12 protein-coding genes are annotated in these 11909 nt (G+C 54.6%); 11 read left to right on the top strand and 1 reads right to left on the bottom strand.

What is annotated here, in order from left to right; all coding sequences use genetic code 11:
- Positions 1 to 388 precede the first annotated feature (388 nt).
- On the top strand, positions 389 to 1330 hold the full coding sequence (locus BN2684_RS11090; RefSeq protein ID WP_058302215.1) for an aldo/keto reductase: 942 nt from the start codon (positions 389 to 391) through the stop codon (positions 1328 to 1330).
- Positions 1331 to 1431: 101 nt separating this feature from the next.
- On the opposite strand, the gene BN2684_RS11085 is transcribed toward BN2684_RS11090, so the two are convergent.
- A complete protein-coding gene (locus BN2684_RS11085; protein WP_058302214.1) occupies positions 1432 to 2304 on the bottom strand; it encodes a YitT family protein in 873 nt (290 codons plus the stop codon).
- A gap of 285 nt (positions 2305 to 2589) precedes the next feature.
- Here BN2684_RS11085 and radC point away from each other — a divergent pair, with 285 nt between their 5' ends.
- The 10 genes from radC (at position 2590) to BN2684_RS11035 (ending at position 11886) form a co-directional block, all read left to right on the top strand.
- Positions 2590 to 3288: a RadC family protein gene (gene radC / locus BN2684_RS11080; protein ID WP_058302213.1), complete on the top strand. Its 699-nt coding sequence runs from the start codon at positions 2590 to 2592 to the stop codon at positions 3286 to 3288.
- A 51-nt stretch (positions 3289 to 3339) separates the two neighbouring features.
- Positions 3340 to 4368, top strand: a complete 1029-nt coding sequence (locus tag BN2684_RS11075) for a rod shape-determining protein (RefSeq protein ID WP_187385765.1) — start codon at positions 3340 to 3342, stop codon at positions 4366 to 4368.
- Positions 4369 to 4421: 53 nt separating this feature from the next.
- Positions 4422 to 5318, top strand: a complete 897-nt coding sequence (gene mreC / locus BN2684_RS11070; RefSeq protein WP_234340218.1) for a rod shape-determining protein MreC — start codon at positions 4422 to 4424, stop codon at positions 5316 to 5318.
- 9 nt (positions 5319 to 5327) lie between these two features.
- Complete coding sequence (gene mreD / locus BN2684_RS11065; protein ID WP_058302211.1) at positions 5328 to 5858, top strand: rod shape-determining protein MreD; 531 nt, start codon at positions 5328 to 5330, stop codon at positions 5856 to 5858.
- Positions 5855 to 6577 carry a septum site-determining protein MinC gene (gene minC / locus BN2684_RS11060; RefSeq protein WP_392389007.1) on the top strand — a complete coding sequence of 241 codons (723 nt, stop codon included), beginning with the start codon at positions 5855 to 5857 and terminating at the stop codon, positions 6575 to 6577. The genes mreD and minC overlap by 4 nt, the downstream gene beginning before the upstream one ends.
- A gap of 4 nt (positions 6578 to 6581) precedes the next feature.
- Positions 6582 to 7379 (top strand): septum site-determining protein MinD, encoded by a 798-nt coding sequence (minD, locus tag BN2684_RS11055; protein WP_058302210.1) that lies wholly within the window; start codon positions 6582 to 6584, stop codon positions 7377 to 7379.
- Between the two features lie 6 nt (positions 7380 to 7385).
- Positions 7386 to 8546: an FtsW/RodA/SpoVE family cell cycle protein gene (locus BN2684_RS11050; RefSeq protein WP_058302209.1), complete on the top strand. Its 1161-nt coding sequence runs from the start codon at positions 7386 to 7388 to the stop codon at positions 8544 to 8546.
- A 218-nt stretch (positions 8547 to 8764) separates the two neighbouring features.
- The gene (locus tag BN2684_RS11045) at positions 8765 to 9724 is read left to right on the top strand and encodes a M23 family metallopeptidase (RefSeq protein WP_058302208.1); all 960 of its coding nucleotides are present in this window, start codon (positions 8765 to 8767) and stop codon (positions 9722 to 9724) included.
- Positions 9717 to 10592: a M50 family metallopeptidase gene (locus BN2684_RS11040; RefSeq protein WP_159065785.1), complete on the top strand. Its 876-nt coding sequence runs from the start codon at positions 9717 to 9719 to the stop codon at positions 10590 to 10592. The genes BN2684_RS11045 and BN2684_RS11040 overlap by 8 nt, the downstream gene beginning before the upstream one ends.
- Before the next feature lie 31 nt (positions 10593 to 10623).
- Complete coding sequence (locus tag BN2684_RS11035) at positions 10624 to 11886, top strand: Rne/Rng family ribonuclease (protein WP_058302546.1); 1263 nt, start codon at positions 10624 to 10626, stop codon at positions 11884 to 11886.
- Positions 11887 to 11909: the final 23 nt, after the last annotated feature.

Genomic DNA, 11909 nt, shown 5'->3' with positions numbered 1-11909 from the left:
GGCACTTTTGAAAATCTTACGGAACTGTACGCAGCTATTTAGCTCACTTTGGAGTGAATACCGCGATTGGCCCACATTAGCTGCGTGTATCTCCGTTAGATTTTCCAAACCGTAAATATCGAGTAAATAGCGGCTGTGGCAACCGTTAGAATTCATCGGGGAGGCACATCGGTTGGATGTGTGAAAGGGTGAAGATAGTTTCGTAAATCGATTGAAGTCGTGAAGGCCGGTAAACGGTACCGTATATGGGCGAAAACGGTGATATGAGTCGGTTTGGCGAGGTTATTCTGATTATTCGGATGGGATATATTTTCTTTTTCACTTTCAATTTTGTATAATTGGGGAGAGCCATCAGAATACTTACCAGAAAATAAGGAGATGAACCCTCATGGCTGAAAAAATAAAGCTTGGACGTACGGAATTGAATGTGACTCCAATTGGCCTTGGTGCCAATGCCGTTGGCGGACATAATCTGTTCCCCAATCTGAACGACGAAACGGGGAAAGGCGTTGTACGCTCCGCATTGGAGAATGGAATCAATTTTATCGACACCGCATTTATATACGGTCCGGAACGCTCGGAAGAATTGATTGGAGAAGTGTTGAAGGAGAATGGCAAGCGGAGCGAAGTCGTCATTGCCACGAAGGGCGCTCATAAATTTGTGGACGGCCAGGTCGTTTTCGACAACTCTCCGGCCTTTCTGGAGGCTTCGGTCCATGACAGCCTGAAACGTCTGCAAACCGATTACATCGACTTGTATTACATCCATTTTCCGGACAAGGAAACCCCCAAGGACGAAGCGGTCGGAGCGCTCAAACGTCTGAAGGACGCCGGTAAGATTCGTGCGATCGGCGTATCCAACTTCTCTCTGGAGCAATTGCGCGAAGCGAATAAGGATGGCTATGTAGACGTTCTGCAATCGGAGTACAATCTGCTGAGACGCCAAGCCGAACAGGAGCTTCTTCCTTATGCGCATCAACATACCATTTCCTTCATCCCTTATTTCCCGCTCGCTTCCGGCTTGCTGAGCGGCAAATACAAGCGGGATACCGTGTTTGGAGCAGGTGACATCCGCGGGAATAACCCGCTATTCACTGGTGACGCTTATCTGCGTAACTTGGAGAAAGTGGACAAGCTGCGCGACATCGCTGCAGCCAAAGGCTATGAAGTTGCCCATGTCGTACTTGCCTGGTACCTTACCCGCGATGCCATTGACGCGCTCATCCCCGGCGCGAAGCGGCCGGAGCAGATCGCCAGCAACCTGAAGGCGCTGGATATCAAGCTGACCGCGGCTGAAATCGCTGCGATCGACGCCATTTTCAAGGAGTAACAGGAATCCCCATACGCTATCCGCTAAGAAGGCTGTTCCTCTGGTCGTTGACCAAGGAACGGTCTTCTTCTTTATCTTGACGCGGCCAACCCAACCACGAATTATAAATCCCCTTCCTTCTTGGGACGCACGAAACGGCCGACGATTGCGGTCGATTCCACCATGTTGATGAAAGCGGCCGGATCGATGCTCAGTACCTGCCGTTTCAGTTCCGCCACCTCGTACCGGGTGGTGACCGTCATGAACATATAATTGCTCTCCTCGCTGTAGCCGCCTACGGTTTCCATACAGGTGATCCCGTGAGGAAGCTTGCGTAGGCAGTTGAGCATGTGATCCTTTTTCTTCGTGATGATGAAGCAGGTCATCTTGATGTGCCGGACGTGAATCAGGTCAACGAACTTGCCTTTCACATATGTGGACAGCATCGAGAACAAAGCCAGATCCCAATTTTTATAAAACCCGAGAATGAGAATGACGACTCCGTTTAGCAAGAGCATGACCGTTCCCATCGGGAAATCGCGCCTGCGGGTCACCACCGAGCCGATGATGTCGAAGCCCCCGGTGGAACCGCCCGCGCGAAGGGAAAATCCGATGCCCACCGCCGTGACGATCCCACCGAAGACCGCGCCAAGCAGAGGGTACTTCGTCAACGAATAAGCGGGGATGAGCTCCATAAACCAGGTTGTGGATAGGATAGACACGAGGCTGAGGATGATGTATCGGCGGCCAACCGCTCTCCATCCCCAAACGACGAGTGGGATGTTCAAGACAAAATAGAGGGCGGAAATATTCCAATTCGTTAAATAACCGATGATCGAAGCGAGACCGGCGACTCCTCCGGACAACAGCTGATGGGGAATGAGGAAGAGTTCAAGCCCGGCTGCGAGCAGCAGCGAGGAGAGGAGGACGATGAGGACTTCCCGGATATAGACCCAATGGCTTTCTTTTGCGAATGTCCGAGCATCAGCTTTCATGAACGGGCTCCTTCCTTGTTCGACGGACTTTCGATGAGGCGGAGGGCGGAGCATAGACAGACGGCTCCTGGCTCCGCTTCTTTAGTGTGGACGGGAGAGGAAGGGTATATCCGGTCCAGAGGCATTTCACAGCAGGCTTTGCCCGCGGAAATGTGCTGTTTGACGCTTGATTTGCATTGTCGCGGTCTGGACGATTTTGGGATTTGTAACCTTCCCATATCATGCTATAATAAGTAGATGTTTTCACGTTGTTGGTCTGCCAGCTCACACGGAAAGAGGGCTTTCATGGACAACCTTTCTGCCAAGCATACTACGCTTCGCGAGGCTCCGCCTGACGAACAGCCGCGTGAGAAGATGCTGGACCTTGGACCCGATTCGCTCAGCAATGCCGAGCTGCTCGCCATTCTGCTGAGAACCGGCACCGCTCGTGAAACGGCGGTCGGCTTAGCCGGCAGAATCCTCAAGGAGTCCGGTTCTCTCGGCAGCCTGGTGGAGATGAGCATCGAGCAACTGACAACGATCAAAGGCATCGGTCCGGCCAAAGCCGTCCAAATTAAAGCGGGCATCGAGCTTGGCAAACGCTTAGCCCGCACCTCGATCCGCGATGAGATCATCATCCGGTCGCCTAAGGACGTGGCGGATTTTCTGATGGAAGACATGAGGTATCTGCAGAAGGAGCATTTTGTCTGTCTGTTTCTCAACACCAAAAACCGTGTCATCGCCCGAGAGACGCTTTCCATGGGAAGCTTGAACGCATCCATCGTGCATCCGCGTGAAGTTTTCCTTGCCGCCATCAAGCGGAGCAGCGCCTCCATCATCTGCGTACATAATCATCCGAGCGGAGATCCCACACCGAGTCCAGAAGACATCGAGCTGACGGACCGGCTGAAAGAGGCGGGAGACATCATCGGAATCGATGTACTGGACCATATCGTGCTGGGTGATCGAACTTTTGTAAGTTTGAAGGAAAAAGGGTACCTGTAATATAATGAGACTAGCAACCGCCTGAAAAGGCGCGAAGGGAGTTTACTGTTCATGTTTTCAACGAAAGATCTCGGAATCGATTTGGGTACAGCCAATACCCTTGTATATGCAAAAGGAAAAGGAATTGTCGTGAGGGAACCTTCGGTGGTCGCCCTGCGTACGGATACAAAAACGATCGAAGCGGTGGGGGAAGCGGCGAAGAAGATGATCGGCCGCACGCCCGGAAACATCCGCGCCGTTCGCCCGATGAAGGACGGCGTCATCGCCGACTTCGAAACGACGGCGATCATGATCAAATACTTCATCCGCCAAGCCCAGAAGCAGAGGGGAATGTTCAGCCGTCTGCCGCATGTCATGGTCTGCGTGCCTTCGGGCATCACCGCGGTAGAGAAACGCGCGGTTGAAGACGCCACCAAGCAAGCGGGCGCCCGCGAAGCTTATACCATCGAAGAACCGTTCGCGGCTGCCATCGGCGCCGATCTTCCGGTCTGGGAGCCGACGGGCAGCATGGTCGTCGACATCGGCGGCGGAACGACGGAAGTGGCCGTCATCTCGCTCGGCGGCATCGTCACCTGCAAATCGATCCGCATCGCCGGCGATGAAATGGACGAAGCGATCACCCAATACATCAAGCGGATGTACAACCTGATGATCGGGGAGCGCACATCCGAGCAGATGAAGATCGAAATCGGCTCCGCACTGCCGATGGACAAAGGAGAAACGATGGAAATCCGCGGCCGCGACCTGGTCACCGGACTGCCGAAGACGATGTCGATCACCTCGGATGAAGTGACCGAAGCGCTGGCCGACACCGTAAACGCGATCGTCGATGCCGTGAAGGTCACGCTGGAGAAATGCCCACCGGAGCTCGCGGCCGATATCATGGACCGCGGAATTGTGCTGACCGGCGGCGGCGGTTTGCTGCGCAACCTGGACAAGCTGCTTGCCCGTGAGACCGGGATGCCTGTGATGGTTGCGGACAACCCGCTCGATTGCGTTGCGATCGGCACCGGCCGGGCGCTCGACAACATTCACCTGTTCAAAAACAAAGGCAACTCCTCCACCAAGTCCCGCCGCTAATGCCAGTTCGTTATCTGCCTTACCGTTATCGGCAACGTACTAGGAAGTAGAGGGTGACCGTTTTGTACAAGCTTATGGGGAATAAGAAGCTGCTCGTGCTGATGGTCTCCCTGATCATCTTCATCGCCTTGTTCGGCGTTACGCTATCAAGGGAGAAGGCAACAGCGCCGGAGCGCTTTTTACGGGATACCGTGTCCTGGACACAAACGATTTTCAACCGGCCCGCCCGCTTTGTGGCGAACCTGGTTCAAGACATTCGCGATATTCGTACCATCTACGCGGAGAACAAAACTCTTCGGCTGACCCTGACACAATATTCCCGGGATACGATGAAGCTGAATGAGCTGGAAGCACAAAATCTCCGCCTGAAGGATCTTCTCGGGTTTACCGAGAAGCAGAAGGCGGCAAACAACTATCGGTACCATCCGGCCGAAGTCATTGCATACAGCTCAGACCCCTACAGCAAGGTGATCACGGTTAACGTCGGAGCGAGGGACGGCGTCAAGAAAGACATGGCTGTCATCTCGGTGGAGGGACTGGTGGGCCGGGTGATGGATGCCTCGGACTTCACCTCCAACGTTCAATTGCTGACCGCCATCGACTCCTTGAACGCCACGGACAGCGAATCCGATAAAGCCTCCGCCACCACGCCGACCAAGGGAATCTCGGCGACAGTGAAGGGCAAGGAATCGGATTCCTTCGGGGTCGTCAGCTACGATCCGGAGACGGGCCTGCTCATCATGTCCAAGATCAGCCCGAGCGATCCCGTAGCCAAGGGCGACACGATCGTCACATCCGGCATCGGAGGGGTGTTTCCGAAGGGAATCGTGATCGGCACCGTGCTGTCCAAGGAAGTGGACAAGCTCGGCCTAAATTATATCGCTTACGTTCAACCGGCTGCGGATTTCGTCCATCTCCGGGAAGTCCTCATCGTTGAGAAGCCGGAGTAAGGAGGTACCATGCGGCGAAGTCTGCTTGTGGTCATCATGCTGTTGATCTTTCTGATCGAGGGGACCTGGATGAATTGGTTTCTCCCTGCCGATTGGCAGTCGAGGATTCTCGTTTCCCCTCATCTCGTCCTTATCGTGATTCTATTTATCGGGATTTACTGGAACCGGCACTACGGGCTTTTTTTCGGCCTGGGGTTCGGTCTTTTGCATGATATCATCTTTTACGGTCCGATGATCGGAACCTTCTGTCTCGGATATGGGTTGGTCGGTTATGCGGCCGGACTCTTGCCGTTTCGCTCCGAGCGGAATATCCTCACGACTCTATTTATTGTGGCTGCGGGAATCTTCGGATTTGAATGGTTGATCTATGCGATCTATAGGCTGATGGACGTCATTCACACCAGTCCGGAATGGTCGTTTCTCCACCATATCTTCCCCAGTGTCGTAGCCAACCTGCTGCTGGCGCTCGCCTTCTACGTTCCCCTGCGCAAGCTGATGGAACGGGTACGAATGCCTCAGCGGGTAAAGGAGCAGGAATGAACAAACCGATGAAAGGCAAACCGCGAAAAGATTCGGCCGGTCCCTCGGGAGCGTCCCGAAGCCGGGTGACCATCAAAGGTGTTAAGGATGGCCTGATCTTTCAAATGGACGATTCTTGCCGGTATACGGAGCTGATCGAGGAGCTTCGCCACAAGCTGAGCAAAACCCATGACCAGATCTTAAGCGGGCCACCCATTCATATTCAGGTGAAGCTGGGAACACGTCGGATTAACGAAGCGGAGAAAACGGAGATTCTCGAGATCATCGCTAGCCGGGAAAACCTGCTTGTCCAGTCTGTGGAGACGGATCCCGAAGTTCCGAAGCCATCCGATCCCATGAGCGAGCTCAAGATCATCAAGGGCGTTATCCGCTCCGGCCAAACCGTCGAGCATGACGGAAATCTGATGCTGCTGGGCGATGTGAACCCCGGGGGAACGGTGCTGGCGGCAGGAGATATTTACATCCTCGGCTCGCTTCGCGGGATGGCTCACGCCGGGTACTTGGGAGAGCGGGGAGCCATTGTGGCGGCGTCTCATCTGAGACCGACCCAGCTGCGGATCGCCGGCATCATCAGCCGTCCTCCGGATGAATGGGGCATTGATAAAGACTCCTATATGGAGTTCGCCTATATTCGCGAAGATGCGATGGTGATCGACAGGATCAACCAACTGCACCGACTGAGGCCGGATGCGCAAAACATGTTTTTAAATGGGGAGTGAGCATATGGGAGAAGCGATCGTTGTCACTTCGGGTAAAGGAGGCGTCGGCAAAACGACGACCTCGGCCAATCTGGGTACGGCGCTAGCTCTGATGGGCAAAAAGGTGTGCATGGTGGACACGGATATCGGCCTGCGCAATCTGGATGTCGTCATGGGACTCGAAAACCGCATCATCTATGATCTGGTCGATGTTGTCGAAGGACGCTGCCGCTTGCCGCAAGCGCTCATCAAGGATAAGCGATTCGATGAGCTCTATCTGCTTCCGGCTGCCCAAACCAAAGACAAGAATGCCGTTTCTCCGGAGAGCGTCCGCACGATCATCCTTGACCTCAAGAAGGATTTCGACTATATCGTCATCGATTGCCCTGCCGGGATTGAGCAAGGCTTTCGGAATGCCGTAGCAGGAGCCGACAAAGCGATTGTCGTGACCACTCCAGAAAATGCGGCGGTTCGGGATGCCGACCGCATCATCGGTCTCCTGGAAAAGGAGCGCCAGATCGAATCTCCCAAGCTGATCGTCAACCGCATCCGACCGAATATGGTCAAGAGCGGAGATATGCTCAGCATTGATGATATTTGCCAGGTGCTTGCGATCGATCTGCTCGGCATCGTTCCGGATGACGAGTACGTCATCAAGGCGGCCAATTCGGGCGAACCGACGGTCATGAATCCGAATTCACGCGCCGCGATCGCTTACCGCAATATTGCAAGGCGAATTCTGGGCGACACGGTGCCCTTGATCTCCCTGAGCGATAAGGAAGGCGTCCTGACCAAAGTGAAGAAATTTTTTGGGATCGGGTAAACCAGTATGACCCTCTTAAACAAGCTTAAACGAATCGATTGGACCATCCTGTTCATTCTTTCTCTGTTTTTGATTCTCGGAACGATGATCATCTTTAGTGCCACCATGGACAGTCCGAAGTTTCAGAACGGCAATTTTCCCAAGAAAAATGTTGTTTTCTTCTCGCTTGGACTCGTGGTGATGATTGCGGTTTCCTTATTCAATTACCGCTATCTCTTGAAATTCGCTTGGCCGTTGTACGGTCTGACGATCCTTCTGCTTGTGGGCATCTACCCGTTTGGGACCCCACACAACAACGCGCTGGGCTGGTATGACCTCAAGGTGGTGGAGTTTCAACCAGCGGAATTGGCCAAGGTCGTGGTGATTATAACCATCGCTGCCTTTTTGGTGAAGCGCCGTGGAGCTCAACTGGGCTTTTTTCGAGATGTTGTTCCCATAGGCCTCGTCGGGGGGATACCCTTTGTAATCATCGTCTCCTTTCCGGATCTGGGGAATGCGGTGATCCTGCTTGTCATCATGATCGGCCTCTATTGGGTAGGCAACATCAAGCTTTCCCACGTCCTGATTGGGGTGACCGCCCTTTCGGTTTTTGCCGGAGGATTTCTCTATCTGTTTACAAATTATCACGATCAGGTCGCCAAGGTCATGACTGATATGAATGGTGCTCACTGGGTAAAGCGGATCGATACTTTCCTCAATCCTGATGATACGGCGAAAGATCAGGATCAAAGCTATCAGTTCAAAAATTCGAAGAAGGCAATCGGTTCGGGAGGACTTACAGGCGACGGGTACACAAAGGGGAAAATGGTTCACGGTAACAGTATACCCTTTGCGTATACGGACACTGTCTTCGTCGTTGTGGCGGAAGAATTCGGTTTTGTGGGTTCTTCCGTGCTTCTGATGTTATATTTTGTCCTGCTCTACCGAATGATCATGGTCGCCATGGAATGCAAAGACCTCGGAGGCAAATACCTGATCATCGGGATTGTGTCCTTCTTCGTCTTTCAAATTTTCCAGCATGTCGGAATGCTGATGGGGCTGATGCCATTGACGGGCATTACGCTCCCTTTCATCAGCTACGGCGGCACCTCTCTCTTGATCTACCTGATATCCATCGGACTCGTTCTCAGCGTTCGCATCCACCAGGATCAACCGCTGGAAGAGTAGCGGTAGCACGACCCGACTTATCCCTATAGCGCAGGTACGCTTATCGAGCGTACCTGCGCTTTTGATATTTCGAGCTTGTCTTGTCTGCTCCACTAGCCGCACGAATGCACCGTATTGAACCATAAAACGTCATTGTTGAACCGCGAAACAGCAATTGTCATTCCCGCCGGACGGGCTTCATAGGATATAGAAACAAGCCCGGTTGGGGAGGGATCACGTTGACGAGGAAGAACGATTCGGACCGGTATAGGGAATCTTCGGAGCCGGAACGCAGACGGAATGGATTGTGGAGGCTAGAAGAGGAGCGGAGCGGCAGAGATGCCGAGAACTTGGACTACGCTCGCGAGAGGAGGGCTTGGACGGACGAGGAAATCCGTCAGGCCGTGCCCATTCAGGAACGCTTGCGGGACAATCTTCTGCGGGAGGAAGGGTTTTGGGTCGCCCAGGAGCCGCAGGAGAGAGACCCGGAGGAAGTATGGAAGGAGAAGGAACGGCTGCTGTTCGGACAGGCCGGCGGTAGAGGCTTGCTCGAAGCGGGTGGTCAACAGGAGGAAAATCGATTTTTTCACATCGGCCGAACTTTGCGGATTCAGCTTGCGGCGAGCATTCTCTTGTTTGCGGCCGTTTGGGCTGTATTTCATACGAATACGGCTAAGACGGAGCCGGTGCGCCAGGCCGTGCGCGAGGTCATGACGAACGAATGGAATTTCAAGGCGGTTTCGGTCTGGTACGAAAAGCGGTTTGGAACGCTTCCTTCCTTTCTCCCTGCCTACCATTCTAGCGGGGAAGCTGCTACGGAGGTCGGAGCTAATCGAGCAGAGCCATACGCCGTGCCCGTGAGGGGGACGATCTCCTCTTCTTTTACCGATTCGACGCCTTGGATCGGATTAGCGACAGCGGCCGGAGCTCCCGTCTCTGCGATGGACGGAGGCATGGTCACCTATTCGGGAGAACAGACCGACGGTGGCCTGACCCTTACCATTCGTCATTCGGGGGGAATGGAATCGACCTATGCGGGATTTGCAGAGCTAACACTGCAGAAGGGAGATTGGGTACAGAAGGGAGAGGCGCTCGGCCGCGTTTCTCGTCACGAAGACAATGGCCGGGGCCAATTTCGGTTCGCCGTCATGAAGGATGGGCTTTACGTCAATCCGGTGGAGTGGGTTAAATTTGATTAAGTGCTTTGGTACGGAGTACCGCTTCCATCCGTTGTTCGTGCTGCTCATGCTGCTGTCTGCCATGACCGGGTATTTTCTTGAACTGCTGACGTTATTCGGCGTCGTCCTGATTCACGAGCTCGGGCATGTGGCAGCGGCGAAATCGTTCGGCTGGCGGATCCGGGAAGTCAAGCTGCTGCCATTCGGCGGGGTAGCTGTTACGGAGGAGGGAGCGAACGTTCCCGCCCGGGAAGAACTGATCGTCGCCATAGCAGGGCCGCTTCAAAACGCGATCATGATCGCGTTCGCGCTGCTATGCTCCCGGATGGGATTCGGTGAATCCGGGTGGTGGGATTATTTCCTGCGGGCCAATCTGCTCATCGGGCTGTTCAATCTGCTCCCGATCCATCCCTTGGACGGAGGGCGAGTGTTGTTTGTCGCCTTGGGGAGGCTGTTCACCTATCATCGGTCTCTTGTTCTCGGAACGAGGATCAGCCTTGCGCTCAGCGCCTTCCTCGCTCTCGGGGCATTGGTGCCGAGCTTGTCGGGGGGCTTGAATTTGAACGTACTGGCGGTGGGGCTCTTTTTGTTTGCGACCAATTGGTACGGGTACCGGCAGCTCCCTTTTCAATTCCTCCGCTATTTAATGGGAAGAGAGGCAGCCGCTCGGCGATTCTTGAAGGAAGGCGCCGAGATCAGGCGGCTTGACGTGGAGAAGAGGAATACCCTTCAGGAAGTGGCCAAGCTCTTCATGCGCGACAAGTATCACCTCATCTGCATTCGCGGGAGCCGGGGATCGGTGGAGCGGATCGTGCCGGAGCAGGCGCTCTTGCAAGTTTTTTTCGATGGCAATAAAACCGACCGTGCGGTTTCCGAGGTGTTCCTGTAGAATATAGGGAGATCAGCACTGAGGTGAAATGATGAATAAACTAGTCGTGGAATGGGATAAGGGAATCAGCCGGGTCGCCCTTGTGGAAGACGGAAGGCTGTCCGAATTCTATCTGGAGGGACCCGAAGAGAAGGAACGCGCCGGCAATGTGTTCAAGGGCCGCATCGTCAATGTGCTCCCCGGGATGGACGCCGCCTTTGTCGATATCGGACAAAGCCGCAACGCCTTTCTCTATCGGGACGACCTGCTGCCTCCCCATCACGATGGAACGGACGGGCGCAAGCCGGGGATCGAGCAATTGGTTCGGATCGGCCAGGACATCCTCGTTCAGATTAAGAAAGAAGCGCAGGAAGGCAAAGGAGCGCGTGTGACGACCCGCTTTACCATCCCCGGCCGGGCGCTCGTCTATATGCCAGATGCGGACTATACTGCGGTCTCCCGGAGAATCGGCTCCTCCGAAGAGAAGCAGCGGTTGAAGGCGGTGGGGGATCGTCTGCGACGGGATGGCGACGGTATCATCCTGCGTACGGCGGCAGAGGGAATATCGGAAGACCGGCTGGAGCGGGAATGGGGGCTTTTGCGGAATCTGTGGCGAACCGCACTTGCAAAGGCCAAGCCATTGACCGCACCTTGCCTCGTCTATCGAGACCTTGATCTCATTCCCCGGCTCGTTCGCGATCTCTTCACGGACCGGGTCGATGAGCTCGTGCTGGACAACGCAAGCCTTGCCCAACACATTATCGCGCTGCTTCGAACCATGGCTCCCGAGCTCGCCTCGAAGATTGTTATCCATCGGGAGAAGAGGCCTTTGTTCGAAGCCTACCCCATTCACCGCGAGCTTGAGCATGCGCTTCGCCGCAAGATACCTCTTGCCAGCGGGGGCTACCTCATTTTCGATAAAACAGAAGCGATGACGGTCATCGATGTCAACACCGGCGGGTTTACCGGACACGCCGATCTGGAGGAAACCGTCTTTCGCACCAATCTGGAGGCGGCGGAAGAGATTCCGCGCCTGCTTCGGCTGCGCGACAGCGGAGGCATGATTCTGGTCGATTTCATCGACATGAAGCTGGAAGAGCATCGTCAGGCTGTAAAGAGCAAGCTGGAGGAGTCCGCCAAGCATGACCGGGGAAAGCTGCAGCTGCTCGGCTGGACCCGGCTCGGGTTGTTCGAGCTAACCCGGCGCAAGCGGCGGCAGGGGCTGGAGACGCTGTTCTATGAAGCCTGCTCCACCTGCGAGGGAACCGGCCGCATCTACATCGGGCGAGCAGAGGCTGCCCCAAGTTCCTCGTGAACAAACGAAAGGAGCAGCCGTTT

Source organism: Gorillibacterium timonense (assembly GCF_001457415.1).
Lineage (GTDB): Bacteria > Bacillota > Bacilli > Paenibacillales > NBRC-103111 > Gorillibacterium > Gorillibacterium timonense.
This window is presented reverse-complemented; position numbering and strand designations above follow the sequence as displayed.